Below are 25,520 nucleotides of genomic sequence, written 5' to 3' on the forward strand. Positions count from 1 at the left end.
CCGAAGCGCCCCTTGATCACGTCACATCCGGACCAGCCAAGCCCTAGTCCTTCTCGTCCAGCCGGCCCGCCGCGTGGGCGAGCAGGGTGTAGACCTTGCCGGTGTCGGAAGTCAGGTAGGCCTTTGCCACGTCCGGATTGGCCTCGTCGCGGGTGGCATCCTCCAGAAGCCGCTCGAACTCGCTGACATAGCGGTCCACGGTCTGGCGGAACTCGGCGTTCTGGCCGTAGCGGCGGCGCAGGTCGTCGAAGGTCTTTGCGCCGTCGCGGGTGTACAGGCGGCGCGTGAACACATCGTCCTCGCCCCGGCGATAGCGGTCCCAGGCGTCCATCATCGCGTCGGTGTTGATGAACTGGCCGATATCGGCGGACAGGCTGTCCAGTGAGCTCAGGGTCGAGCGTGCCTGCGCAGTGGTGTCCACCGTCTCCTCATCCTCTGCCGCGCGGGCCAGAAGCCCACCCAGCCAGCCGCGCTCGTTGGTGGCGGCAGCCTGGGACGGCCGTTCCTCGCGCTGCGGTGCAGGGCGCGACGCCACGGGCTTCGCCTCCACGCGGCGGGCGGTGCGACTGCCCTCCGAGGCGACCGCCTCCAGACGCCGTGGCTCCACCGCATCGTGCAGTCCGCCGTGGCGGGTCGCGATCTCGGTGAGGGCGTTCAAGGCACGGATCTGCTCGGAGACCACGCGGCGGATGGCGGCGGTGTTCTCCTCCGTCTCCTTCGGCATGGCCAGCACGCCACGGCGCAGTTCCTCGCGGGTGGCCTCCAGCTCCTGGTGGATCACGCCGGTCATGCCACGCATGTCCTGTGCGATCTGTCCAAGACCGTCGGTGCTGCTGCGCAGCAGCCCGGTCATCTCCGCGAGCGCCGTGTCATAGGTCTCGCGAAGGGCACGTGCCGTGCGCTCGCGCTCGGCCTCGGTCACGCCGCGCACCTCTTCTAGGCCGCTCTGCAGCAGGCGGGTCGTGTCCGCCACCTGCAGGCCGAGACCTGCTGCAGCTTCACGGGCCCGCATTTCCGCTTCGTCCAGCTGCTGGGTGATGGTGCCGGCAAAGCTGCGCAGCACACCATCCAGATCGCGGGCGCGGCGATCGAGAGCAGCCGTGAGGCCTTCCAGCGATTCGCGGCGGGCGTTGAGGTTGTCCTCCAGCGTCTCCTGCGTGCTGGCGAGGGCTGCCACCGCGCCGGACAGCGCGCTGCCCTGCTGGTCGAAGCGCTCGGTAAGGCTGGTGAGGTCGCCAAGCAGGCCATGGCTCAGGCTGCGCAGGCCGTCCAGCTGCTCCGCCAGCACCTCGGACTTCTGGTCCGCCTGATGGCCGAGCTGGTCCACCGTCTCGGCTGCCCGCATGACGAGCTGGCCGATGGTGGCGCTGGTGTTCTGGATGCCGGCCAGCGAGCCCTGAAGCTGCTGCGCAAGCTGGTCGCTCGCCATGCGCAGATCGGCGGCCGCGCGCAGCGCATCCTCCGACATGCCGCCAGTCACGGTCTCCATCGTCGCCGCAAGTTCCGTGCGGATGCGCTCGGCCTGGGCGTGCAGGGTGCGGGAGGCGATCTCCGACTGGCGGTCCATGGCGCGTGCCACTTCGTCGCCCGTCAGGCGCACCTCTTCGGCGATCTCGCCGCGGCGCGCCGCCACTAGGTCGGCGAAGCGCGTGCCGTCCTCTTCCAGCACGCGGGCCAGTTCGGAGGTGCGCTCGCCCAGCACATCGGCAAGGCCATGGGTGCGCTCGGCAAGCGTCGCCACCGTGCCGCCCGCGAGACCCTGCAGGCTTTCCTCGGCCTGACCGACCGCGCTTGCAAGGCTCTGCGCCACGCGCTCGACATCCTGCGACAGACGATGGGTGAGGGCGTCGCCACGGAATTCGAGGTTCGACGACACCTCGTCCAGACGCGCGACGACAGCGTGTTCGAAGCGGCCGATGCGGTTGTTGAGCGTCTCGGCCACCTCGGTGGCTTTCTGCCCAAGCTGCTCGTTGACCGTCCGCGCGCTGGTTTCCAGCACCTCGACCACACCGGCCGAACGCTCGACGATGTCCTCGGCGAAGCGTTGCACGCGGGCGTCCAGCGTCTCTGCCAGCTCGCGGCCGCCCTCGTTGAGGGTGCGCGAGAGGTCGGAGGTGCGCGAAGCCAGCATCTCGTTGAAGCTCTCGGCGCGGGCGTCCAGGCCATCTCCGATGCGCTGGAGGCGATTGTCCAGGCGTCCCCCGATTTCTTCCACGCGGATGGCGGCGTCATCGCTGAAGCCGTCGAGGCGCGCGGCCACGGTCGCGCTGATCTCGTCGGCGCGCCGCGAGAGCAGCGTGTTGAACGTCTCGGCGTGGCCGCCAAGCGTCACGTCGATCAACTGCGTGCCGGTGATCAGTGCGTTGTCGACCGTCTGGCTGGTGCGGGCCAGCATGCCGGCCATGGTGTCGGAATGGCGGGTCAGGGTGATGTCCAGCGCCTGGGCGCCTTCTGCCACTGCCTGCTGGATGGCCTCGCCGCGTCCGTCGAACGCCCCCGTGATGGCTTCCGCGTGGCGCGCCAGGGTCGTGTCGAGCGATTCCGTGCCCTGCTGCACGACCTGCTGGATGGTTGTGCCGCGACGCGACAGGACCTTGTTGAAGGCGTCGATCTGGCGAGCCAGCGTGTCGTCCAGCTGCTGTGTGCCGGCGGCCACCATCTGCTGCATGGCCTCGCCGCGGTCGCCAAACGCCAGTCCGAACGCCTCGACGTAGCGGTTCAGCGCCTCGTCGAGCGCGCCGGTGCCATCGCGCACCACCTGCTCTATGGTGCCGCCGCGTTCCGTCCAGAAGCCCTCGAAGCGGCCGATCTGCGCCCCAAGGCGCTGCTCCAGAACCTCGACCGTGCCGACGCCGGCGCGCTCAAGCTGCTCGCCGCGCTCGCGCCACAGCGTCTCGATGCCGTCCGCATAACGGGTGAGGACGCCCTGAAGATTGTCCGCGCCCTGCGAGACGCTGAGTTCCAGCGCCCCGCCGCGTTCCTGCCAAAGGGTCTGGAACAGCTCGGCATATCCACCGAGAGCTGCTTCCAGGGTGCTGGCACCGTCGGCAACAGCGCGTTCCACGGCGCCGCTGCGCGCGGCCAGGGTCGTTTCGATGGCGCGCACTCCGCGCTCCAGATTGCCGTCGATGCGCTCCGCACCATCGGCGACCGCGCGTTCCAGCGCCCCGCCGCGCTCCTGCCACAGGGTCTGGAACAGCTCGGCATAGCCGCCAAGAGCTGCTTCCAGCGTGCTGGCGCCTTCGGCCACGGCGCGCTCCACGGCGCCGCTGCGGGCGGCAAGAGTGGTCTCGATGGAGCGGACGTTCCGATCGAGATTGCCGTCGATGCGCTCGGCACCTTCGGTCACGGCGCGCTCAAGTGCACCGCCGCGTTCCTGCCACAACGTCTGGAACAGCTCGGCATAGCCGCCGAGCGCCGAATCCAGCGTGCTGGCGCCGTCCGCGACCGCGCGCTCCACGGCGCTGCTGCGGTCTGCGAGCGTGGTCTCGATGGCGCGCACGCCGCGCTCCAGATTGCCGTCCATGCGCTCGGCACCCTCCGCGACCGCGCGTTCCAGCGCGCCGCCGCGCTCCTGCCACAGGGTCTGGAACAGCTCGGCATATGCGCCGAGAGCCGCATCCAGAGTGCTGGCGCCTTCGGCCACTGCGCGCTCCACCGCACCGCTGCGGTCTGCGAGCGTGGTCTCGATGGTGCGAACGCCGCGCTCCAAATTGCCGTCGATGCTCTGGGCGCCGTCGGCCACCGCACGCTCAAGCGCCGTGCCGCGTTCCTGCCACAGCGTCTCGAAGACCTGAGCATAGCCGCCCAGCGCGGCGTCCAGCGTGCCGGTGCCCTCGGCGATGACGCGTTCCACGGCCTGGCCGCGTTCGGTCAGCGAGGTCTCCAGCGAAGTGGCATAGCGGCTCAGAGTGGTGTCGATCGCGTCCGTGCCGCGGGCGACAGCCTGTTCCACGGCGCCGCCGCGCTGCGCCCAGATGTTCTCGAACGCCTCGATGTACTGGGTGAGGCTGGCGCGAAGCTGCTCGGTGCCCTGTGCGACCGCCTGCTCCACGAAAGGCGCACGCTGGTGCCACACATCTTCCAGCGCGGAGATGTGGCGCACAAGTGCCGCGTCGATGGTCTCGGCGGCGCCGCTGACGGCGCGCTCCACGGCCCCGCCGCGTTCCGTCCAGATGTTCTCGAAGGCCGAGATATGGCGGCCCAGCGAACCGTCGATCTGCTCGGCCATGCCGCTGACCGCGTCCTCGAGCGCCGTGCCGCGCTCGGTCCAAAGGGCGTTGAACCCCTGGGTATAGCGGTCGAGCGAGCCGTCGAGGGCTTCGGTGCCGCTTGCGAGGTTCTGTTCGAGAGCAGCGCCGCGTTCGGCCCAGATACGCTCGAAGGAGGTCAGCTGGCGATCAAGGCCCGTCTCCACCTGTTGGGCAGCACCGGAGACGGCGTTCTCCAGCGAGGAACCGCGCTCGGTCCACAGCGTGTCGAAGGCCTCGGCATAGCGGGCGAGGGTGGCGTCCAGCGCGCTTGCGCCATGAGCCACGGCCTGCTCCACGGCCGCACCGCGTCCGGTCCAGACCCCTTCGATGGTGGCGGCCTGACGAGCAAGGCTGTCGTCCAGCGCCTGTGCGGTCTGCTCGACCGTGAGGGTCAGCGCATCGCTTCGGGTGCCGATGAAGTCGCGGTAGGCGTCGGCATGCTGGCCCAGCACCGCGCCGATGGCTTCGGTGGTTTCGGCAAGGCTGCGCTCCAGCCCGGTGCCGCGCGTCTCAAGCATCTCGCGGAAGGCGAGGCTGTGGCGGTTGAAGGTGTGATCGAGCGCCTGCGTGCTCTGGATCACCGCCTGCTCGACCGCGTTGCCGCGCTCGCCGAGCAGGGTGTCGATGGTCTCGACATGGCGGAGCAGGGCTCCGTCGAGGCGTTCCGCGCCTTGGGCCACAGCATGCTCCACGGCATTGCCGCGGTCGCCGAACAGGACGTCCAGCGTTTCGACATGGCGGAGCAGGGCGGTGTCGAGGCGTTCGGTGCCCTGCGTCACCACCTGCTCAACGGCGACGCTCCGGTCGCCGAACAGCTGGTCGAAGTTCTGCACATAGCGCGAGAGGGTTTGTTCGACGGTCTCGGTGCCGGCCGCAACGGCCTGCTCGACCTCGCCCGCCCGGCGTCCCAGCACGTCCTCGAAGGTGCCGACATAGCGGCCCAGCGTCGCGTCCAGCGCCTCGGCGCCGGAATTGAAGGCACGGTCCAGTTCCCCCGCATGGCCTTCCAGGCGCTCGAGAATGCCCGTGCCGCGCACGTCGATGATATGCTCGAGGCTGCGGACATGGCCGTCCAGCGCCCGGTTCATCTCGGCGGCGTCCGAGCCGAGCCGGTTGGCGATGTCCAGCGCGCGCCCGTTGATGAGCGTGTCGAACGAACCCAGCGAGGCGGCGAGCGCAGAGCCCACAGTGTCGCCCTGCGCCACGATGGTGCCGGAGACCCGCTCCGCCGTCGCGATAAGCTGGTCGTTGACCTGCTGGCCACGTTCGGCCATCCGGTCGGCAACATCGCCGCCGAGATCGGCAAGCCGCGCGGTCAGCACCGTCATGCGGTCGTTGAGGTCGTGCGTGAGCATGTCGCCGGCGCCGGCGAGTGCGTCACGTGCATTGAGCACGGTGGCCTCGATCTGGCCGGCCAGCCGCTCCTCGAAGCCGTCGGTGCCGCGCAGCAGCAGTTCGGAGGCCGCCGTCGCCGCACCCGCAATGCGGGCTTCCAGGTCCTCGCCACGCACCACGATGAGGTCGTGCATGCGGGAGACGGACCCGGTCATCTGCTCGACGATGGCGCCGCCACGCTCGGCGATGCTGTCCGCCGCGCGTGCGCTCGCCAGGTCCAGACGCTGCTGGATGTCCTCGGCGCGCTGTTCGAACAGGCCATCGGCCGCACGGGCGCCGGCTTCCACCACGTCGCGGATGGTGCCGATGCGGGTGTCCAGCCCGTCGATGAGGAGGCGTGCGCCGTCCTGCAGGCTGCGGTCCAGTTCGCCGCCACGGTCCAGCACGGCCTCGCGGATACGTTCGCTGGCCTCGGTGATGCTGTCGGCCAGAGCGCCGCCGTGTCCCAGCACGTCCGCGATGCGGGTGCTGCTGTCGGCCAGCCGTGCCGCCACTTCCTCGCCGCGCAACGCAATATCGCCCATCAGCGTCTCGCCGCTGGAGCGCAGCATCTCGTTCACTTCGCCGACGCGGTCGCTGAGATTGCGGCCGATCAGTTCGCTCGAATCGAGCAGCGCCTGGTTCAGCGCATCGGCGCGCTCGGCAAAGGTCGCCGCTACATTGCGGCCGGTGCGCTCCAGCGCCTCGCCCACCAGATCGCCGCGATTGCCGATGGTCTCGGCGATCTGGAGACCCGTATCGGCCAGCGCGTCGGACATCTCGCGGGCACGGTCGGCCAGCAGCATGGTCACGGTGGAGCCGGTGCCGCTCAGGGTCTGCGCCATCTCGCGGGCGCTGTCGGCCAGGTTCAGCGTCACGCTGTTGGCCTGTTCGGACACGGCGCGGACCACGTCCTCGCCGCGCTCGGCCAGAACCTGGGTCACTTCCTGCGTGGTGTGGGTGAGGGTGGAGATCACGGCCTGCGTGCGCTCGCCCATGACGTCGTTCACGGCGTCGGCGGTCTGCATCAGCGCGTCGGTCAGGATCTGCGCACGGCTCGTCAGCGAATCGGTCAGGTTCGCGCTGGTCGCGGTCACGGTGGCGTCGAAGGTGCGGGCCTGCTCCTCGATGCGGTCGGCCACGCGGTTGCCATTGTCGATGAAGCTCTCGCCCACCGCGCGGGTACGCTCGTCCAGCATGCGGGCGATGTCGTCGGTGGTGGCCGCGAGCGTCTCCTGGATGGCCCCGGCACGCATGCCGAACTCTCCGGCCAGCCGCTCGCCGGTCTCGGCGAAGTTCTGGTTGAAGGTGGAGCCGGTCTCGTTAAGCCGCGCCAGCAGGCCCTGGCTTTCGTTGTTGAAGCTGGTCAGCAGGTTCTCGCCCGCAACACCCACGGCGCTGCTGAAGTCGGCGCTGCGCTCTTCCAGCGAACGCACGACGTTATCGCCGGCGGCGGTGATCTGGCCGGCCATGGCCTCGCTCGCGGTGCTCAGCTCGCGCGAAAGCCCGCTCTGTGCCTCCTCGATGGACAGGCGCAGCTCATGGGCGTTGGACATCAGCGTCTCGCGCTGCAGGCGCAGATCGTCGATCAGCATGCGCATGCGGGATTCATTGTCCGCATAGGCGCGTTCGAGCGACACCACTTCGCCTCGCAGGGTGGCTTCGAGATCGCTGGCGCGCGACACGACGCGCTCGATCTCGGTGTCCATGGCGGCGATCTCGCGGCGCACGGATTCGCTGAGATTGGCCACGCCGTTCTGCCCGGCCTTCTCGGGCTCCGCGAGGCGGATGGCGATCTGCGTCATGGAGCGCGCCACGAGGCGCATTTCCTGCGCGCGCCGCGACAGCACGGCCAGCGTGAAGAAGAACAGGATCGGCGCGATGGCGATGACGGCCAGCATCGCCGCCTGCGGCAGCGCACCGGGCGCGTTCACATCGAAGCCGCCCGCCATGTTGAGCGTGGTGACGGCATAGAGGCTGACGAGTGCGATCCAGACCAGCGAACCCACGCCCGCCGCGATGAACGGTGCGTAGGACGGACGCCGCTGAAGACCGTAGAGCACATGGGCGAAGGAGCGGGCGTCGTCGTTCGCCGGTGGCTGGCTGGCCGTGAGGCCGCCGCCTGTGCGCTGTGCACGCGGCTGGGGGTCGGGCTCCGGTGCCGGAGCGGGAGAAGGGGCGTCGCTTTCGAGGTTCAAAGCCTGTTCGATCGCGGACAAGGCGGCATCCGAGGGGAGCTGCGCCTTGGTGGGTTGATGAGCCATTACAGTGCCTCGCTGCCGAACCGCATTACAAAACCGGCTGCGTCCACATCAGAGACGGTGCCTGCCCAGCCGGTACAATGGCTGCGCCTGGCGCCCGGGGGCTTCCGTCTCCGCTTCGGCAAAGGCCATGGCCCGTGCCGAAGATAGTTCGCCGCACCTGAACTTTACGCAAAGCGGCACGGCTTGGAAACTGGATAGCCCGGGATTTCCCTAACGTCGTTAACGCTTCATTTACCATAAGAACAGCCGGTGATCCGGCCGCAGATCTACCTTGCCGCGCGAACCCTCAACTTTGATTTGTTGGGATGCGTAAAGTTGTCAGGATATTTTGCGGGCGTGAAGCTGCCCGGGAATGCTGGGGCGGATGGGAATCCGGCCTCGGCAGCGTGCTCTAGACCTTTGGCCCATGGCCCGTGCGGCGCTGAAACAAAAAGGCGGAGCCAGGGGCTCCGCCTTTTCCGCAGTCATGTCCTCTGCGCGTCAGGAGACGCCGAGCTTCTTCTGAAGGCTGGTCGACGAGGTCGTGTACTGGAACACGAAGCGCTTGTCGGGGCTGATGCGGCGGGCGGCCGCCTGCGCCATCAGCGCGCCCTCATGGAAGCCCGAGAGGATCAGCTTCAGTTTGCCCGGATAGGTGTTGATGTCGCCGATGGCGAAGATGCCGGGCTCGTTGGTCTCGAACTTCTCGGTGTCCACCATGATGAGGTTCTCATGCAGGTGGATGCCCCATTCCGCCAGCGGACCGAGCTTCATGGTCAGGCCGAAGAACGGCAGCATGGCGTCGCATTCGATGTCGAAAACCGTGCCGTCGGTGCCCTTCACGGCGGCTGCTTCCAGCTTGCCGTCGGGGCCCTTCAACTCCGTCACCTGGCCGATCCTGAGGTCGATCGCACCCTGCTCGACAAGCGCGCGCATCTTGTTGACGCTGTCGGGCGCGGCACGGAAGTCGTCGCGGCGGTGTAGCAGCGTCACCCGGCCGGCCACCGGCTGCAGGTTCAGCGTCCAGTCCAGAGCCGAGTCGCCGCCGCCGACGATCAGCACGCGACGGTCGCGGAACGACTCGATCTTGCGCACCGAATAGAACACCGAGCCGTCTTCGTATTCCGCGACGTTCGAGATCGGCGGCTTCTTCGGCTGGAACGAGCCGCCGCCGGCCGCGATCACCACCACCTTGGTGTCGAACACCGTGCCGTGGTTCGTGACGAGGCGGAACGTGTCGTCCTCCTGGCGCTCCAGCGACTCGACCATTTCGCCGAGGTGGAACACGGGATCGAACGCCTTGATCTGCTCCAGCAGATTGTCGGTAAGTCCCTGGCCGGTCACCATCGGCAGGCCGGGAATGTCGTAGATCGGCTTCTCGGGATAGAGCTCGGCGCACTGGCCGCCCACTTTATCCAGGATGTCGACGACGTGACACTTGATGTCGAGGAGGCCGAGTTCGAACACAGCGAACAGGCCGCACGGGCCGGCGCCGATGATGACCACATCGGTCTTGATGGTGTCGCTCATAGAGACTGAACAGTCCTGACTGGGGCGTCCGCACGCGCCAAGGGAAAAAGATGCGGCTTCTTAGACGCTGAGAGCGGAAAGCGGAAGTCCCGGATCAGCCCTGGCGCGCCGGCGTATGCACGACAAGGCCGTCGAGCGTGTCGGACACTTTGATCTGGCAGGACAGTCGGCTGGTGGGGCGTACGTCAAACGCGAAGTCCAGCATGTCCTCTTCCATCGGAGAGGGGCCGCCGGTCTTCTCCATCCACGCATCGTCCACATAGACATGGCAGGTGGCGCAGGAACACGCGCCGCCGCATTCCGCCTCGATCTCCGGAATGCCGTTCCGGATGGCCGCTTCCATCACCGTCGAGCCGGTTTCGGCATCGATGGTGCGGGACTCGGAGGAGGAATCGATGAAGGTGATGCTGGGCATGGGAACTCGCGCAGGTGCGGGAGCGGGCGGGCCGCTCCCGTTGATAACCACGCGGAGACTTAGGGCGAAACCCTGCGTCGCGCCAGAGGTGCGTCAGCCTTCGAGAACGTTGTCGATCTCACCGATGGCATCGGAGATCGACTCGGCCAGATCGGCGACCACGGCCCCGGCGGGCCTTTCGTCGCGCATGGCAGCTTCCAGCGCCTCGGCGGCTTCAGCCACGCGCCAGGCGCCTACGCCCTTGGCGGAACCGTTGAGCGACTGGGCGATTTTCAGCCTGGTATGAGGATCTGTCATGGCTTCGAGCTGGAACAGCACCTGCCGCGCCTGCCGGCGGAATATTGCAAGTACTTCGCGCTCGAGCGCAGCATCGCCGGAAGTGCGGCGGGAAAGGTGATCAAGATCAAGCGACCGCTCAACTGGGAGCGGCTCGACAGATTGATACGCATACGCGAGTGACATCAGACCCGTTCCTATGAAAAGGCGGCGCCCTTGGGGGTTATCCCGGGGTGACGCCTAAGGTTTCCTGCCCAGCCGTGTCGAATTTAGGGCGGCTCTGGGGTAAACTTGGTTAAGGAACATTAGTTCTCACAGGATTTCGCCTTTCCCTTTGCCATTCATGAACTCTATGACACGAAAGCCACACACCGATGCGCAGACTGGTCCTCTTGCGGCATGCCAAAGCCGAAGCGCCCGATCCCGTTAACGACTATGATCGGCAGCTTGCTCCGCGGGGACGGACTGCGGCAGCAGGCATGGGCGAATGGATGGCCGGGCAGGGCATCGTTCCAGACGCCGTGGTTTGCTCCGGTGCGGCGCGCACGCGCGAGACATGGCGTCTCGCAAGCCGCGCCTTCGATCCTGCGCCCGTCGTGACCTACGACGACCGCATCTACGAGGCCGCCGCTGAGACCCTGTTCGAAGTCGTACAGGAACAGGATTCGGACGTGTTCACGCTCCTGATGGTCGGCCACAATCCCGGAATGGAGATGTTGGTGACGCTGCTGGCCGAAAGCGGCGAGCCGGAAGTGGTGGACCTTTTCCAGAAGAAGTTCCCGACCGCCGCCATCGCGGTGCTGGACTTCGAGGACGTGCCCTGGGCGGCGCTTGAGGAGAAGACGGCCTGGCTGTCCGCCTTCGTCACGCCCAAACATCTGGGCATCAAGGGCGAATGAAGGCCGCCGATCTCCAGAACGAGGCGTTGATCGTTGCGGCCAGCGTCCGTGACGCGGCGGTCGGCGCGCTGAACCCCAGCATTCGCCTCGGCGTCACCGGACTGTCCCGCGCCGGCAAGACCGTCTTCATCACGGCGCTCGTCAATGCGCTGGTGAGCGGTGCGCGCCTGCCGCTGTTCCGCGCCTTTGCCGATGGCCGCCTCATCGCGGCCCGCCTCAGCCCGCAACCGGACGATGCGGTGCCTCGCTTCGACATCGAGACGCATCTGTCCGCCGTGCTGGACGAGCGCCGCTGGCCGCAATCGACGCGCCGCATCTCCGAACTCCGCATCGTGCTGGAGTTCCAGTCGGACACCTTCATCGGCCGCCGCCTCGGCACCTCGCACCTCACGCTGGACATCGTGGATTACCCCGGAGAATGGCTGCTCGATCTCGGACTGATGGGCCGCACCTATGCCCAGTTCTCCGCCGAGACCCTGGCCATGAGCCGCAAGGGCGCCCGCGCATCCTTGGCCGCCGAATGGCACGCCCACCTCGCCACCGCCGACGCGGCGGCGCCGGAAAGCGAATCGTGGGCAAAGGCTTCGTCTGAGCTCTTCACGCACTACCTCCGCGCCTCGCGCACGGCCCGCCACGCGCTCTCGGCGCTGCCGCCGGGGCGTTTCCTGCTGCCGGGCGATCTCGAGGGCTCGCCGGTCCTGACCTTCGCGCCGCTCGATGTCGCCGCCGATGCCGTGCCTGCGCCCGGCACGCTGCACGCGATGATGGCGCGGCGCTACGATTCCTATGTGGCGCAGGTCGTGAAGCCCTTCTTCCGCGAACACTTCGCCCGCTTGGATCGCCAGATCGTGCTGGTGGACGTGCTGGCAGCGCTCGATGCAGGCCCCGATGCGGTCGCCGATCTCGAATCCGCGCTCTCCGGCGTGCTCGACGCCTTCCGCCACGGCCGCAATTCCTGGCTGACATCGCTGTTCCGGCCCAGGGTGGACAAGATCCTCTTCGCCGCCACCAAGGCCGACCATCTCCACCACACCAGCCATGACCGGCTGGAGGCCATTCTCGGTCGTCTCGTGGACCGCGCCCGCCAGCGCGCCAGCTTCAGCGGCGCGGAGGTCGAGGTGCTGGCCATCGCCGCCGTCCGCGCCACGCGTGAAGCCAGCGCGAGGCAGGACGGGCAGGACCTCCCCATCATCGTCGGCACCCCTGAGCCCGGCGAGCGCTCCGGAGACAAGGTGCTCGATGGCGAGGAGGAGATCGGCGTCTTCCCGGGAGACCTCCCGGCGGATCCCGCCATCGCACTTCAGCCCGGCGGCTACCGGGGACGCGCGGAAACAGGCGAGGGCGATGTGGGAATCATCCGCTTCCGCCCGCCGCGCGTGGAAGGCAGCCGCGACAAACCCCGCCTGCCGCACATCCGCATGGACCGCGTCCTGCAGTTCCTGCTCGGCGACAAGCTGGCCTGAGGCGAGGAAGACATGCAGCCACCCCGCAGACCCGCCACGTTCCGGCTCGACGATCCCGAGCTCATCCTGCAGGAGGCGGAACCCGACACCGCCGATCTGCTGATCGAGCCGCTGCCGCAGAACGGCGAGATCGCCGCGACCTCCGCCGTCGCCACCGCCACGGCGCCCCGGCGCAGGCCGCTCGCCACCCTGTTCTGGACCTCGCTCAGCGGCCTCGTCTCGCTGGGCTTCGGCCTCGCGGTCACGGCCCTCGTGGAAGATCTGTTCGCGCGCAGCCAATGGCTGGGCTGGATCGGCGTCGGCCTCGTGGTGCTGTTCGTGCTGGCGCTGGTGCTCATCATCGGCCGCGAACTGCTCGCCTTGCGCCGCCTCGGCCGCATCGACGGCCTGCGCGCCCGCGCCGAAGCCGCCGTGCTGAAGGACGACCGGGCGCTTGCGCTCGGCGTGGTGGATGAACTCGTCGCGCTCTATTCAACCGTGCCGGCCACCGCGCGTGGCCGCTCTTCGCTCCAGCAGCATCGGGGGGAGGTCATCGACGGGGCGGACCTTGTCCACCTCGCCGAACGTGAACTGATGACCGGCCTCGATGCCGAGGCGCGGCGCATCGTCTCCAATGCCTCGAAGCGCGTCGCGGCCATTACGGCGGTCGCACCGCGCGCGGTCATCGACATCGCCGTGGTCGCCGCGACATCGGCGGCGCTGATCCGCGGCATCGCCGGTGTCTACGGTGGGCGCCCGGGCACGATCGGTTTCTTCCGCCTCATTCGCCATGTGCTGGCGCATCTCGCGGTCACCGGCGGCATGGCGGCGGGTGAAAGCGTCATCGACCAGCTCGTCGGCCATGGCATCGCCGCCAAGCTGTCGGCACGGCTGGGCGAGGGCGTCATCAACGGCATCCTCACCGCACGCATTGGCCTTGCCGCCATCGCGGTGTGCCGCCCGCTGCCGTTCTCCGCCCGGGAAGCGCCGACGCTGCGGGACGTGGCTGGAGGTTTGTTCGAGGGGAAGAAGCCGGGCTGAGCCGCCGGCGAGGAGCGTATGGGTCCTGACCTTCGTCAGGACGCGCCCTGCCGAACCACATCACCATCACTCGATGATGTCCGTGCCCTCGATCTCGATGCCGAATCCGGCCAGTCCGACATAATGCCGCTCGCGCGACGCCAGAAGGCGGATCGACGAGACCCCGATATCCCGCAGGATCTGCGCGCCGAGCCCCACTTCGCGCCATTGCTGGTCGCGCGTGCTCTCGCTGGCGGACTTCTCGCCGGTCGCTTGCACCGGCACACCCACGGCGCCATCGCGCAGATAGACCATCACGCCGCGCCCGCTGGCCTGGAACTGCCGCAGGGCCGCGCGGATGGATTTGCCGCCGCCGAACACGTCCGTCAGCGCATCGGCCCGGTGCAGGCGCGCCGGCACCGCGCGGCCGTCGCCCATGGATCCATGGACCAGCGCCAGATGGTGCACGGCATCGAACGGCGTCACATAGCCATAGCCCTTCAGCACGCCGATCTCGGTCGGCACCTCGAACTCCGAGATGCGCGTCACGAGCTTCTCGCGCGCCTGCCGGTAGGCGATCAGGTCCGCCACGCTGATGCGGGTCAGGCGGTGCTGCTCGGCAAAGGCGGAAACCTGCGGGCCACGCATCACGGTGCCGTCGTCGTTCACCAGTTCGGCGATGACGCCGATCGGCGGCAGTTCCGCCAGCTTGCAGAGATCGACCGCCGCTTCCGTGTGGCCGGAGCGGATCAGCACGCCGCCGTCGCGCGCAATGAGAGGGAAGATGTGCCCGGGCCGCACGAAGTCGGCCGCACCCATATTGCCGTTGGCCAGCGCGCGCACCGTCAGAGTGCGCTCCTCGGCCGAAATCCCGGTCGTGGTCCCGTGGCGCACATCCACCGAGACGGTGAAAGCCGTCTGCATGGGCGCGTCGTTGTCCGTCACCATGGGGGAGAGGCGCAGCCGGCGCGCTTCTTCGGAGGTTAGCGGCGCGCAGACGATGCCGGAGGTGTGGCGGACAGTGAAGGCCAGTTTCTCAGGCGTCGCATGTACGGCTGCGAAAATGAGATCGCCTTCGTTCTCCCGGTCGTCGTCATCGGTGACGACGACGATCTCGCCGCGCGCGAACGCGTCGATGGCAGAGCGAACATGCGCGAAGATATCCTGCATCTCAGGTTCCAGACTTGGGAAGCATCAGCCGTTTTGGCCGCGGTGCCTCAGGAAGTGGTCGGCCAGCACGCAGGCCATCATGGCTTCGCCGATGGGAACGGCACGGATGCCCACGCAAGGGTCGTGCCGGCCCTTTGTCGAGACATCCACATCCTGTCCGTTGCGGTCGATGGATTGGCGGGGCGTGAGAATGGAGGAGGTGGGCTTCACCGCGAAACGGGCGACCACGGGCTGACCTGTCGAAATGCCGCCGAGAACGCCGCCCGCATGATTGGCAAGAAACACGGGTTTGCCCTCATTGCCCATCCGCATTTCGTCGGCGTTCTGCTCTCCGGTCAGCCGCGCCGACGCCATGCCGTCGCCGATCTCGACGCCCTTCACGGCGTTGATGCTCATGAAGGCAGCGGCAAGGTCCGCGTCCAGCTTGCCGTAGATCGGCGCGCCCCAGCCGGCGGGCACATTATCGGCCACCACTTCGATGACGGCACCGATGGAGGAGCCCGCCTTGCGGATGCCGTCGAGATAAACTTCCATCTCACGCGCCGCTTCCGCGTCCGGGCAGAAGAAGGGATTGCGGTCCACCTCGTTCCAGTCCCAGCGGCTGCGGTCGATGACGATCCGGCCCATCTGCACCAAAGCGGCGCGGATCTCGACGCCTGCGATGACCTTTCGTGCCACGGCACCGGCTGCCACGCGCGCCGCCGTCTCGCGCGCGGAAGACCGGCCACCGCCTCGATGGTCGCGCAGGCCATATTTCGCCTCATAGGCGTAATCGGCATGGCCGGGCCGGTACTTGGCCTCGATCTCGGAATAGTCCTTGGAGCGCTGGTCGGTGTTGCGGATCAGCATGGCGATCGGCGTGCCGGTGGTCACCAACCCAACGCCGTCACCCGGCATGACACCGGACAGCACCTCCACCTCGTCGGCTTCGCGGCGCTGGGTGGTGAAGCGGGACTGGCCGGGCTTGCGCTTGTCGAGGAAGCTTTGGATCCAGTCGAGCGTCAGCCGGATGCCGGGAGGGCACCCGTCCACCACGCAGCCTAGCGCCGGCCCGTGGCTCTCGCCAAAGGTCGTGACGCGGAAGAGGTGGCCGAAGGTGTTGTGCGACATGGTCGCAGGGCATAGGCGAAGCCGGGGGGCGCGGCAAGGTTTCGCGTGTGTCACAACCTTGCGGTGAGGCGCGGCCGGGGGTGCACCCATGACACCGAAGATCATCAGGGAATATCACAGGCTTCGGCACCAGCTTGCGAGCCATGGGCTGGGCAACCATGCGCGGGCTCTTCAGGACTGGGTGCCCTACGAGTTAAACCGAAACCTTCGCTACATTCTCGGCGGAGCGCCCGGCGATCTCCCGCCGCTGTCCGTCCGCTTCACTGCAAGCCTCCCTTACGGAGAGGATCTCGTGGCGGTTCGCGAGGGGAGAGGGCTCACCATTCTCCTGCCGATGCACAACGTTGCGCGCGCGGCCGAACTCGCGATCTTCCACGGACCTGCTTACCTATACTGGCTGACCGCGTGCGCGCGGGACATAGAGGTTTTCTCCATCACGCTGTCCGACGGGGAGGCGGGCACGGCAGCCCGCTTCGCACCGTCCAGCAACCGGCCGGACGTGATCGCCTTGCCGGACCCGTACTTCTTCCAGTGGAAGGGCTTCGCCGACTGGAGAAGGCGCTCCGAGAACGACGATGTTCCATGGGAGAGCCGCTCGGCGCGGATCACATGGGTCGGCGCGTCGTCAGGCAAGGGTACCTATGATCCCGTGCTCGCGCAGGTGCGGCCAGAACGGGGGGCGGCGCGGCTTCTTCTTTGTCTTGCCCTCCGCGACATCACGGATTGCGAGGGCGGCATTGTCTTCATGCCGCCCGGAGAGGTCACCCTGGACGTGCTGCGGCGGCACGGGCTGGCGTCCCCGCGCGTTCCGGAGGAAACTTGGCTCGGCCGCAAGTTCGCCATCGACATCGACGGCCAGACCAACACCTGGTCCAACCTGCTCGTGCGCTTTCACTACGGCTGCTGCGTGCTGAAGGTGGAGAGCCAGCACGGCTACCGGCAATGGTATTATGACCGCATCAAGCCATGGGAGCACTTCATCCCCGTGCGTGCCGATCTGTCCGACCTCGCGGAGAAGATCGAGTGGGTGCGCAGCCATGACGCGCGCAGCCACGAGATCGCGCGGAACGGCCGCGCATTCGCCCGCACCCTCACCTACGAGGCCGGGCTGGCAGATGCGGTCCGCCTGATCACGGAGAACTGGCGTCCCTACGAGGGATTCGTGGCACCGGGGCAGGGCTTCGACCACGGAGCATATGGGTCCTGACCTGCGTCAGGACGCGCAGAGTTCGCCCCTCGCTCCGGGCGTCCCGGCGAAGGCCGGGACCCATACCCGCTGCGAATGGTGAGACCACTGACTTGGCATCTGCGATCCTGCAACAACCGGCGACCATCGAATTACCCAGGCGAAGAAAGGGTGATATTCTAAACGCACGCTTGAAACCTGTGATACCAGAACGCAACTTCATCACCCCACACGCGTTGGGCAGCATGCAGCCGGGAACACCATCATGACGAAGACGAGAACCATTCTGCTGGCCGGCATCATTGCCGCCCTGTCCGCGCTCCCGGCCGCAGCCCAGTCTCGGCTCGACAGCATCAAGTCCGCCGGCGTGCTGAAGATCGGCACCGAGGGCACATACGCTCCCTTCAGCTTCCATGATCAGAAGAACGACCTCGTCGGCTTCGACGTGGAGATCGGCCGCGCCGTCGCCGAGAAGATCGGCGTCAAGGCGGAGTTCCTGGAGGGCAAGTGGGACGGCCTCATCGCCGGCGTGGACGCCAACCGCTACGACGTGGTCATCAACCAGGTCGGCATTACCGATGCCCGCAAGGCCAAATACGACTTCTCCGAGCCCTACACGACCTCCAAAGCCGTGGTGATCGTCCGGGCAGACGACGACAGCATCAAGAGCCTCTCGGACCTCAAGGGCAAGAAGTCGGCCCAGTCCCTCACCAGCAATTTCGGCCAGATGGCCGCGAAGGCCGGCGCTGAACTGGTGGGCACCGACGGCTTCGACCAGTCCATCACGCTCGTGCTGCAGCGCCGCGCCGACGCCACCGTCAACGACAGCCTGTCCTTCTACGACTTCAAGACCAAGAAGCCCGACGCGCCGGTGAAGATCGCCGCGACGCAGGACGCCGCCGAACAGTCCGGCATCCTGTTCCGCAAGGGCGAGCCGGCGCTGAAGGCGGCGCTCGACAAGGCGCTGGCCGACATCAAGACCGACGGCACCTATGCGAAGATCTCGCAGAAATACTTCGGCACGGACGTGTCCGCCCAGTAAGTAGAGGTGTGGCCGGCTTCGCGCTGGCCATCATCAACTCGCAGGGATCAAGGGCGGCGGCGTGGCGCATTGGCTTGAACTGATGACGTCGTCGCTGCCGACGCTGCTCTGGGCGACGTTGAGCTTCACCGTCCCCCTGGCGCTGCTGTCCTTTGCGCTCGGGCTCGTCCTGGGCCTTGGCACCGCTCTGGTCAGGCTGTTCGCCCCGCGGCCCTTCGCGGCTGTCGCTTGGTTCTACGTCTGGATCTTCCGAGGCACGCCGCTTCTCGTGCAGCTGTTTCTCATCTTCTACGGCCTTCCCAGCGCCGGCATCACGCTTGACGCCTTCGTCGCGGCGCTGATCGGCTTCACGCTGAATGTCGGCGCCTACACCTCCGAGATCATCCGCGCCGTGGTCGCCTCCGTGCCGAAGGGGCAGTGGGAGGCGGCCTATTCCATCGGCATGACGTGGACGCAGGCCATGCGCCGCACGGTGCTGCCCCAGGCCCTGCGCACAGCGGTGCCACCGCTGTCCAACAGCTTCATCTCGCTGGTGAAGGACACCTCGCTCGCCGCCGCCATCACCGTGCCGGAGCTGTTCCAGTCCGCCCAGCGCATCGTCGCCGTCACGTACGAACCGCTGATCCTCTACGTGCAGGCGGCGCTCATCTACCTCGTGCTCAGCACCATCCTGTCCTTCGCGCAGGACCGGCTGGAGACGCGCCTCAACCGCTATGGCGGCTTCATGGGAGCCCGCGCATGATCCGCCTGCAGCAGATCGTGAAGCGCTTCGGCGAGGCGACGATCCTCAAGGGCGTGGACCTCACGCTGGCCGAGGGCACGGTCACGGCGCTGATCGGCCCCTCCGGCGGCGGCAAGAGCACGCTGCTGCGCTGCGTCAACCTGCTCGAGATCCCGACCTCCGGCACGGTCGAGATCGGAGACAGCCGCATCGCCTTTAGCCCGGACCGAAAGCCCTCGCGTGCCGATGTGCTGCGCCTGCGTCGCCGCACCGGCATGGTGTTCCAGAATTTCCAGCTGTTCCCGCACCAGACGGCGGTGGAGAACGTGGAGGAGGGGCTGCGCACCGTGCTCGGCTGGCCGAAGGACAAGGCCCGCGCCCGCGCCATGGACCTGCTGGACAAGGTCGGCCTCTCCGGGAAGGCCGATGCCTGGCCGGCCACGCTCTCCGGGGGGCAGCAGCAGCGCGTCGCCATCGCCCGCGCGCTGGCGCCGTCGCCCAGCGTGCTGCTGTGCGACGAGCCCACCTCGGCGCTCGATCCGGAACTGGCGGAGGAGGTGGTGGAGGTGCTGGCCGGCCTCGCTCGCGAAGGCACCACGATGCTGATGGCCACGCACGATCTGCGCCTCGCGCGCCGCATGGCCGGCGAGGTCGTGTTCCTCGAAGCCGGGCAGATCGTGGAGCAGGGGCCGCCGGAGCGCCTGTTCGGCCAGCCGGAGCAGGCCCGCACCGCGCGGTTCATCGCAACGCTGACGGGTGCCACGCCGGAACCTTGACCCTCCTCGCAGGGTTCACGTCCCACCGGCCTGCACAGGCCCAAGACGAAAGGCCGCGAGGAAATGACGTCCAGCCATGTCGAGCCGTCCAGCATGCCGGTGCCGCCGCGCTCGGAGGCGTTCTATGCCGAGAGCCTGGTGCACCTGAAGCAGCTGGGCGTGCCGTTCCTGGTCTCGGGCACCTACGCCGTCTCCAGCTACACCGGCATCCGCCGCCCCACCAAGGACCTCGACGTGTTCTGCCGGGCGGGCGACTACCCCCGCATCCTGCGCTACTTCCAGGAGCTCGGCCACAAGACGGTGGTGGAGGACGAGCGCTGGATCGCCAAGGTCAAGAAGGGCCGCGAAACCTTCGACGTCATCTTCAATTCCCGCACCGCCGCCACGCCCATCACGGATTCATGGTTCGCGGAGAAGCACACCAGCAAGATCTACGGCACGGAGGTGCAGCTCGTCGCGCCCACCGAGCTCGTCTACTCCAAGGTCTTTGTCCAGAACCGCGAGCGCTATGACGGCGCGGACATCGCCCATGTCATCCTCAAGCAGCACGCGGCCATCGATTGGCGGCGCCTGCTCGGCTACATGGAGCAATACTGGGAGGTGCTGTTCATCCACCTCCTCAATTTCCGTTTCGTCTATCCCACGCAGCGCCATTGCGTGCCGGACTGGCTGTTCGACGAGCTGCTGGAGCGCCTGCAGAACCAGCGCGCCATTCCGGAGAGCAAGACGCCGGTCTGCCGCGGGCGCCTGTTCTCGCCGCCGGACTACCTCATCGACATCACGGAATGGGGCTTCGCCGACCTCGTCGGCTAGTGCGTCGCCGCCGCCAGAGCCCGCAGCCGCGCGGCGTCGGCGGCATCGATCCCCGGCGGCGCATAGGTGACCCCGCCCGGCCGCGCGCCGGGTATGGCGGCATAGATCGCCAGCGCGAACAGATAGCTGCCGGCCGGCGAGGGGTGGTTGGTGTCGCTGTAGAGCGAGAGGCCCGGTGCCGCCGCGCGCACCCGCTCCCAGTCCGTGCCGATATCGATCACCCGCGCGGCCAGCTCGTCCGCCAGCCGCCGCGTCACGGCCTGGATGCGGGCGATGTGCGCCTGCCGCGCGCCGGGCGCCCGCGTCTCGTAATGCTCCGGCGCATAGGGCCAGTTCGCCACCACGGCGACGGGCGATCCGCCGGCCGCCGCCTTGCCCGCCAGCACGCGCCCGTCGGCCAGGAATTCCGCCTCCGCCGCCTCGTCGCTGAAGGCCGCGCTGTGCGGCTGTAGCACCACCAGCGTCCAGCGCTGCGCCAGCAGCGTCTCCACCTCCGGGTTGCGCAGATGCGTGGCGAAGCGCGCGCCGGAGCGGGCCTCCACCACCACCTCCAGCGGCGCGGTGTCGCCGGCGGACCGCGCCAGTTCGGGCAGCATCGCCGGCATGTCGTTGTAGAAGGTGCGGCTGTTGCCGATCAGCAGCACGCGCCGCGCCTCCTCGGCAGCCGCCGGCCCCACGCCCGTCAGCGCCCACAGCCCGGCCAGCACCAGCAGCCCGCGTCCCAGCATCGTCATCCGCCGCACCATCTCCAGCCGTGCGAACCGTACAGCCCAATCCCGGGCCTGTCGAAGCACGAGCCCCCACCCGCGAGCATGGCTTCGACAGGCTCAGCATGAGGCGGAGGGGATGCCAAACGGACCAGCCACCTCCAAAGACCTCATCCTGAGCCCGTCGAAGGATCGGCCTCCCCACCCAGCCGCCCCCCACAAGCCACGCCGGGGGAACCCCACCGCGCCCCCGCACATTCCCCGCAGGAGGAAACCGCACCGGGAGCCGAACATGCAGGAAGACGCCACCGTCATCGAACTGAACCCCGCCGCCGCCGGCGACACGGCGCACGAGCCGGCCGCCCAGCGCGAGGCCGGCACGGTGCGCGTCGCGGCCATCGGCGATGTGCATGTCCACGAGACGGCGTCGAACCCCTACCGCGACCTCTTCACCGAGATCTCCGACACTGCCGACGTGCTGGTGCTGGCCGGAGACCTCACGGATTTCGGCAAGACCCGCGAGGCCGAAATCCTCGCGGAGGACCTGCGGCACTGCAAGGCGCCCATCGTCGCCGTGCTGGGAAACCATGATCATGAATGCGGACAGCCGGAGGAGGTGAAGCGCATCCTGCGCCAGGCCGGCGTCTGCTTCCTGGGCGAGAACGCGCACATCCACAAGGGCGTGGGCTTTGCGGGCGTGAAGGGCTTCGGCGGCGGCTTCGGGCGCCACATGCTCGGCGCGTTCGGCGAGGCGGCGACAAAGGCCTTCGTGGCCGAGGTGCAGCAGGAATGCATGCACCTCGAAATCGCGCTGCGCTCGCTGCGCACGGAGCGCAAGCTCGTCGTCCTGCACTACGCCCCCATCGAGGCCACCGTGGTGGGAGAGCCGGAGCAGATCTACCCCTATCTCGGCTCCTCGCGCCTGGCCGAGGTCATCGACCGCTTCGACGGCGTCTCAGCCGTGGTCCACGGCCACGCTCATCGGGGAGCCCATCGCGGCGAGACGCCCAAGGGCATCCCGGTGTTCAACGTGGCGGCGGGCATTACGAAGGAGGGCGGGCGGCCTTATGCGGTGATTGAGGTGTGAGACGGCTGGACACAACAAATTTGTTGTGTCACCTTTGGGGCATGTTCGCTGATCAACTCATTCTGAACGAACGAGAAGCCGCGCGAGGTCGTGCGTTCGTCGTGCGGGCCAAGGAGGTCTCGTCGGGTCGAGCGGCAATCGACGCTGCCGCCGCAGGAGTTTCTCCTCAAGTCATCGAACGCCACAGGAAAGCAGTAGATACGCTGGAGCAGAAGGCCGCAGCCGCGCTTCGACTCTACGAAAAGTTGAAGGCGGGTGTTCTCGATGAGTCCCTTGATAGATTTCGCCGTGATCCGGGCATAATGCTGGTCTTCGCGCGCATCAGCAGAGGGCTGTCGCAGGCAGAACTTGCCGACCGCCTTGGGCTGAAGGAGCAGCAAATCCAGCGGTACGAGGCGGAGCGTTATCGCTCAATTAGCCTGTCAAACTACAGGAAAGTAGCAAATGCACTGGGGGTCGAGTTTACAGCGACCATAAGGTCCGAAAGCTTTCTTTGGAGTCGGGACGTTGGGGCTGAGAAGGTTCCGATATCGAAGTCAGACATGTCGAGAACACTCGCGCACGCAAAGGACAACAACTGGATCTCTGTTCCCGACGATGATGATGGAGGCGCTGCACTCTTTGCCTATATCAAACGTCCGGAACGCTTGCTAGCTAGCCCAGCGCTGCTGAGGACGGGGCTCAATCCACTAGACATCACGAACGACCTGTCTCTTTCTGCTTGGCGGGCTCGGATAGTTGATCTGGCCGAGGACCGCTTGAAATCTTCAAGTAAAAACTTGCCGGATTTTGATCCCTTAGAAATTTCGTGGTTGGTTGAGCTTGCTCGGTCCAGTGCTAATCAGGACGGTTTGAAGACTGTATCTCAAATCCTTCAGGATCATGGCATTGTATTCTTGGTTGAGCCTCATGTGGCAGGTACGCGGTTGGATGGCGCAGCGATCATGCTGCGCACTCATCCGGTAATCGCTATGACGCTACGTCATGATCGGCTTGACTACTTTTGGTTTACTCTGTTCCATGAGCTAGCGCATGTGTTCTTGCATTCAAGTTCAGGTTTGGCAGCTGGCTTCTTCGACGATTTAGAGGCTGGGTTGACAGATGAGCTTGAGCAAGAAGCCAACGAATTCGCTGGTTCGCTGTTAGTCCCTCCAGAGCGGTGGCGCATTTCGCCTGCGCGCATCAGCAAGGATCGCGACACTATAATCGATTTTGCTAAGCAGATCGGAGTTCATCCGGCTATCGTGTTTGGGAAAATTAGGCACGATAGAAGAAACTATAAACTTTTTACAAAAGAGGTTGGCGCAGGGGCGGTTCGTAGACAATTCCTCTAGAAAAGGCGTGTTTGATGATCGTGGATCTCCAATCCTATGTGCCGGTTCTCAGGCTGAAGCTCGGTGAGTACCTCGCCGTCACGGAACTAGACGCCCCGGTAGCGCAGCGCGTTCTACCGCACTTCGTTCTTCCTTCGACAAAGGAGCGTGATCCTGAGAAAGGTCGGTTGCTCACGAAGGCGGAGATCATCCAAGAGAACGCTCGAAGGGTCGGAAAGCATTGGCCGCTTCGACCTTGCATTGTTGATCCGCGTTTTGTCCGCTTTGATGATGTGGAACAAACCTGTGCGGGGCTACTCGAACTGTTCCAGGCAACAGCCTACGCTCACGTAAATGCATTACCTACCTTCTCGTTAGAGGACCTTGAAGGCCCGATGTCGGGCGCGGCTTCGACGGTGATCCAGAATCTTGCTCATGGGCTTGCGCTCAGGGTTACATTGCGAGCATTGGGTGATCCTGGGCTTACAACGCGTCTCCACCGAATTCTGCTCAAGATCGGCCTGAAACCCCAAAACTGCATATTGATACTAGACCTCGCTGGTGCTGACTTGGATGATCCGCTTACCGTAGGCGAGTGGGTGGCTGACAACTATCAGTCTATAATGGAAGTCGGACTGTGGGAGAGGGTTGTAGTTGAGGCTACCAATTACCCGGAGAGGAACCCGGCTGCTCAGGGATCAACGTCGAGAACACCTCGACATGAGTGGACGATGTGGAAAGCCGCAGTAGGTGAAGATCCAATACTTCGCCAGAATTTGATCTTTGGTGACTTTGGAGCCGACTCAGCAAAGTTTAACTTCAAAAAGCACTCGGCTCCAGCTATAAGGCACTACAGGTACAGTACACCTGAGGACTTCTTGGTAGTTCGCGGGAAAACCGGTGAAACGATCGCGGAAGCCATGCCGCGTCTCGCTCGCGAAATCATCGACTCAGGTTCTTTTGCCGGCCAAGATTTCAGCCGCGCGGATCGGGAGCTTTGGGACGTCGCGCAGGGCCATCATGGCCCCGGAAACGCATCCATATGGCGCAAGATTAACATGGGACACCATCTTGCGCGGGTCGTTTCAGACATAGGCTCCCTGCGCGGGTATGAGATCCGCGCTTTGACGACGCGTACCACGCAAATTCAATCCGACCTGTTCATTGCGCGATCTTGACAATATTCCTATTTTATGCCAGTCTCCACCCACTCTTTTCCGAGGAGGGGCGGTCCGGACCGGCCTGATCGTGGGGAAGGGTGCGGTGGCCGCATCGGCGGGGTGTAACGGACCCGGTAGATGCGGAGGCCCAAGGTGTCGGTTCCTGGCGGCGAGTACGTCCGTCTCGGCCCACTTGGCGGCTGTTCGTACGGGGTTTGCCAAGGCCCCAGAGCAGCCGGTGGGCTACAGCAGAGGGTAGCAAGTTAATCCTCTGGGGGCCCGGCACAGCAAGCCAAACACACCGCGCGCGGGACGCCGAGGGATCGGCGCATCTGCGGTCACTACCCGTGCTGGTTTTTTCCTTATGCCAGCGCAGCCGTGGGAGCGGCAGGTCTCCCGGCGTCCCGCGCTCCCTCCGGGGAGCTCCATGCGGACAGGGTCGATGGGCAAAGTGCCCGGCCCAACCAACCCTCCACCGGCGGGCTTTCGGCGCAGGCGCTTCCTCCACGTGCGGGAAGCCGCAGCCAAGGTGCTCCGTCATTGCCGGACCCCACCCGATGATGAGGGGCGGGGAGGCGGGGCGTGTACCCTACTGCACCGAGACCGAAAAACGGACACGATTCACAGTACAGTGTGACACGCGCACCATTGTTCGGGCCTCGCGCGCATGATCTCACTGCCCCTCACGAATCGGAGTGTGCGTTCATCAACCAGCAGGTGCCATATCCGGCCCAGCCGCTCGTCGAGCGCTCCTCGGGTGCGGACAGCGTCGATCTCTCGGCCTGTGATCGCGAGCCCATCCACATTCCGGGAGCCATCCAGCCGCACGGCGTGCTGGTGGCGGCGGAATGGGACGGGCTGGCCGTCCGCCATGTGGCGGGCGATGCGGAATTGCGGCTCGGCATCGGCGCGGGCGCGAACCTCGGCGAGGTGTTGGACGCGGCGCTGCTGGCCGATGCGCGGGAGGCGGCCGGGCAGCCGCG

18 protein-coding genes and 1 pseudogene are annotated in these 25,520 nt (G+C 66.5%); 12 read left to right on the forward strand and 7 right to left on the reverse strand.

Annotated elements, in window-relative coordinates; translation table 11 throughout:
* Positions 1–43: 43 nt before the first annotated feature.
* The 4 genes from SCD90_RS13275 to SCD90_RS13290 all read right to left on the reverse strand — a co-directional run bounded on the left by SCD90_RS13275 (position 44) and on the right by SCD90_RS13290 (position 10,277).
* On the reverse strand, positions 44–7,891 hold the full coding sequence (locus SCD90_RS13275; RefSeq protein WP_319845168.1) for an apolipoprotein A-IV repeat region-like domain-containing protein: 7,848 nt from the start codon (positions 7,889–7,891) through the stop codon (positions 44–46).
* 480 nt (positions 7,892–8,371) lie between these two features.
* Positions 8,372–9,400, reverse strand: a complete 1,029-nt coding sequence (locus tag SCD90_RS13280) for an NAD(P)/FAD-dependent oxidoreductase (protein WP_319845169.1) — start codon at positions 9,398–9,400, stop codon at positions 8,372–8,374.
* Between the two features lie 94 nt (positions 9,401–9,494).
* Positions 9,495–9,815 (reverse strand): 2Fe-2S iron-sulfur cluster-binding protein, encoded by a 321-nt coding sequence (locus SCD90_RS13285; RefSeq protein ID WP_319845170.1) that lies wholly within the window; start codon positions 9,813–9,815, stop codon positions 9,495–9,497.
* Positions 9,816–9,908: 93 nt separating this feature from the next.
* Positions 9,909–10,277 (reverse strand): Hpt domain-containing protein, encoded by a 369-nt coding sequence (locus tag SCD90_RS13290; protein WP_319845171.1) that lies wholly within the window; start codon positions 10,275–10,277, stop codon positions 9,909–9,911.
* Positions 10,278–10,465: 188 nt separating this feature from the next.
* On the opposite strand from SCD90_RS13290, the gene SCD90_RS13295 reads away from it, so the two are divergent.
* The 3 genes from SCD90_RS13295 to SCD90_RS13305 are packed head-to-tail and all read left to right on the forward strand — an operon-like array spanning position 10,466 to position 13,473.
* Positions 10,466–10,990, forward strand: a complete 525-nt coding sequence (locus SCD90_RS13295; protein ID WP_319845172.1) for a SixA phosphatase family protein — start codon at positions 10,466–10,468, stop codon at positions 10,988–10,990.
* Positions 10,987–12,453, forward strand: coding sequence for a YcjX family GTP-binding protein (locus tag SCD90_RS13300; RefSeq protein ID WP_319845173.1), 1,467 nt, complete (start codon positions 10,987–10,989; stop codon positions 12,451–12,453). Before SCD90_RS13295 ends, SCD90_RS13300 begins: the two co-directional genes overlap by 4 nt.
* 12 nt (positions 12,454–12,465) lie before the next feature.
* The gene (locus SCD90_RS13305) at positions 12,466–13,473 is read left to right on the forward strand and encodes a YcjF family protein (protein WP_319845174.1); all 1,008 of its coding nucleotides are present in this window, start codon (positions 12,466–12,468) and stop codon (positions 13,471–13,473) included.
* 66 nt (positions 13,474–13,539) lie between these two features.
* Here the strand turns inward: SCD90_RS13305 and ribB are convergent, their stop codons facing one another.
* A complete protein-coding gene (gene ribB, locus SCD90_RS13310; RefSeq protein ID WP_319845175.1) occupies positions 13,540–14,622 on the reverse strand; it encodes a 3,4-dihydroxy-2-butanone-4-phosphate synthase in 1,083 nt (360 codons plus the stop codon).
* Positions 14,623–14,646: 24 nt separating this feature from the next.
* On the reverse strand, positions 14,647–15,732 hold the full coding sequence (gene aroC / locus SCD90_RS13315; protein WP_319845176.1) for a chorismate synthase: 1,086 nt from the start codon (positions 15,730–15,732) through the stop codon (positions 14,647–14,649).
* An 88-nt stretch (positions 15,733–15,820) separates the two neighbouring features.
* On the opposite strand from aroC, the gene SCD90_RS13320 reads away from it, so the two are divergent.
* The 5 genes from SCD90_RS13320 (at position 15,821) to SCD90_RS13340 (ending at position 20,270) form a co-directional block, all read left to right on the forward strand.
* The gene (locus SCD90_RS13320; protein WP_319845177.1) at positions 15,821–16,939 is read left to right on the forward strand and encodes a glycosyl transferase family 90; all 1,119 of its coding nucleotides are present in this window, start codon (positions 15,821–15,823) and stop codon (positions 16,937–16,939) included.
* A 244-nt stretch (positions 16,940–17,183) separates the two neighbouring features.
* On the forward strand, positions 17,184–17,960 hold the full coding sequence (locus SCD90_RS13325; protein WP_319845178.1) for an amino acid ABC transporter substrate-binding protein: 777 nt from the start codon (positions 17,184–17,186) through the stop codon (positions 17,958–17,960).
* A gap of 61 nt (positions 17,961–18,021) precedes the next feature.
* A complete protein-coding gene (locus SCD90_RS13330) occupies positions 18,022–18,702 on the forward strand; it encodes an amino acid ABC transporter permease (RefSeq protein WP_319845179.1) in 681 nt (226 codons plus the stop codon).
* Complete coding sequence (locus SCD90_RS13335) at positions 18,699–19,457, forward strand: amino acid ABC transporter ATP-binding protein (RefSeq protein WP_319845180.1); 759 nt, start codon at positions 18,699–18,701, stop codon at positions 19,455–19,457. Before SCD90_RS13330 ends, SCD90_RS13335 begins: the two co-directional genes overlap by 4 nt.
* 63 nt (positions 19,458–19,520) lie before the next feature.
* Positions 19,521–20,270 carry a nucleotidyltransferase gene (locus SCD90_RS13340; protein WP_319845181.1) on the forward strand — a complete coding sequence of 250 codons (750 nt, stop codon included), beginning with the start codon at positions 19,521–19,523 and terminating at the stop codon, positions 20,268–20,270.
* Here SCD90_RS13340 and SCD90_RS13345 read toward each other — a convergent pair.
* A complete protein-coding gene (locus SCD90_RS13345) occupies positions 20,267–21,004 on the reverse strand; it encodes an SGNH/GDSL hydrolase family protein (RefSeq protein ID WP_319845182.1) in 738 nt (245 codons plus the stop codon). The two genes, SCD90_RS13340 and SCD90_RS13345, sit on opposite strands and share 4 nt — an antisense overlap.
* Before the next feature lie 265 nt (positions 21,005–21,269).
* On the opposite strand from SCD90_RS13345, the gene SCD90_RS13350 reads away from it, so the two are divergent.
* The 4 genes and pseudogenes from SCD90_RS13350 to SCD90_RS13365 all read left to right on the forward strand — a co-directional run.
* Positions 21,270–22,064, forward strand: a complete 795-nt coding sequence (locus SCD90_RS13350) for a metallophosphoesterase family protein (RefSeq protein WP_319845183.1) — start codon at positions 21,270–21,272, stop codon at positions 22,062–22,064.
* A gap of 41 nt (positions 22,065–22,105) precedes the next feature.
* Positions 22,106–23,398 (forward strand): XRE family transcriptional regulator, encoded by a 1,293-nt coding sequence (locus SCD90_RS13355; protein WP_319845184.1) that lies wholly within the window; start codon positions 22,106–22,108, stop codon positions 23,396–23,398.
* A 14-nt stretch (positions 23,399–23,412) separates the two neighbouring features.
* A complete protein-coding gene (locus SCD90_RS13360; protein ID WP_319845185.1) occupies positions 23,413–24,555 on the forward strand; it encodes a beta family protein in 1,143 nt (380 codons plus the stop codon).
* Positions 24,556–25,254: 699 nt separating this feature from the next.
* Positions 25,255–25,520: pseudogene (locus SCD90_RS13365) on the forward strand (hypothetical protein); the annotation flags it as partial.

The organism is Terrihabitans rhizophilus (genome assembly GCF_033898525.1).
Classification (GTDB): Bacteria; Pseudomonadota; Alphaproteobacteria; order Rhizobiales; family Methylopilaceae; genus Flaviflagellibacter; species Flaviflagellibacter rhizophilus.

What these genes read in the sequence shown, in the direction of transcription:
- aroC (WP_319845176.1), bottom strand. Translation starts at nt 15,732, where the DNA reads ATGTCGCACAACACCTTCGGCCACCTCTTCCGCGTCACGACCTTTGGC.
- SCD90_RS13320 (WP_319845177.1), top strand. Translation starts at nt 15,821, where the DNA reads ATGACACCGAAGATCATCAGGGAATATCACAGGCTTCGGCACCAGCTT.
- SCD90_RS13280 (WP_319845169.1), bottom strand. Translation starts at nt 9,400, where the DNA reads ATGAGCGACACCATCAAGACCGATGTGGTCATCATCGGCGCCGGCCCG.
- SCD90_RS13340 (WP_319845181.1), top strand. Translation starts at nt 19,521, where the DNA reads ATGACGTCCAGCCATGTCGAGCCGTCCAGCATGCCGGTGCCGCCGCGC.
- SCD90_RS13360 (WP_319845185.1), top strand. Translation starts at nt 23,413, where the DNA reads ATGATCGTGGATCTCCAATCCTATGTGCCGGTTCTCAGGCTGAAGCTC.
- SCD90_RS13350 (WP_319845183.1), top strand. Translation starts at nt 21,270, where the DNA reads ATGCAGGAAGACGCCACCGTCATCGAACTGAACCCCGCCGCCGCCGGC.
- SCD90_RS13300 (WP_319845173.1), top strand. Translation starts at nt 10,987, where the DNA reads ATGAAGGCCGCCGATCTCCAGAACGAGGCGTTGATCGTTGCGGCCAGC.
- SCD90_RS13290 (WP_319845171.1), bottom strand. Translation starts at nt 10,277, where the DNA reads ATGTCACTCGCGTATGCGTATCAATCTGTCGAGCCGCTCCCAGTTGAG.
- SCD90_RS13355 (WP_319845184.1), top strand. Translation starts at nt 22,106, where the DNA reads ATGTTCGCTGATCAACTCATTCTGAACGAACGAGAAGCCGCGCGAGGT.
- SCD90_RS13285 (WP_319845170.1), bottom strand. Translation starts at nt 9,815, where the DNA reads ATGCCCAGCATCACCTTCATCGATTCCTCCTCCGAGTCCCGCACCATC.
- SCD90_RS13335 (WP_319845180.1), top strand. Translation starts at nt 18,699, where the DNA reads ATGATCCGCCTGCAGCAGATCGTGAAGCGCTTCGGCGAGGCGACGATC.
- SCD90_RS13325 (WP_319845178.1), top strand. Translation starts at nt 17,184, where the DNA reads ATGACGAAGACGAGAACCATTCTGCTGGCCGGCATCATTGCCGCCCTG.
- SCD90_RS13275 (WP_319845168.1), bottom strand. Translation starts at nt 7,891, where the DNA reads ATGGCTCATCAACCCACCAAGGCGCAGCTCCCCTCGGATGCCGCCTTG.
- SCD90_RS13295 (WP_319845172.1), top strand. Translation starts at nt 10,466, where the DNA reads ATGCGCAGACTGGTCCTCTTGCGGCATGCCAAAGCCGAAGCGCCCGAT.
- ribB (WP_319845175.1), bottom strand. Translation starts at nt 14,622, where the DNA reads ATGCAGGATATCTTCGCGCATGTTCGCTCTGCCATCGACGCGTTCGCG.
- SCD90_RS13345 (WP_319845182.1), bottom strand. Translation starts at nt 21,004, where the DNA reads ATGACGATGCTGGGACGCGGGCTGCTGGTGCTGGCCGGGCTGTGGGCG.
- SCD90_RS13305 (WP_319845174.1), top strand. Translation starts at nt 12,466, where the DNA reads ATGCAGCCACCCCGCAGACCCGCCACGTTCCGGCTCGACGATCCCGAG.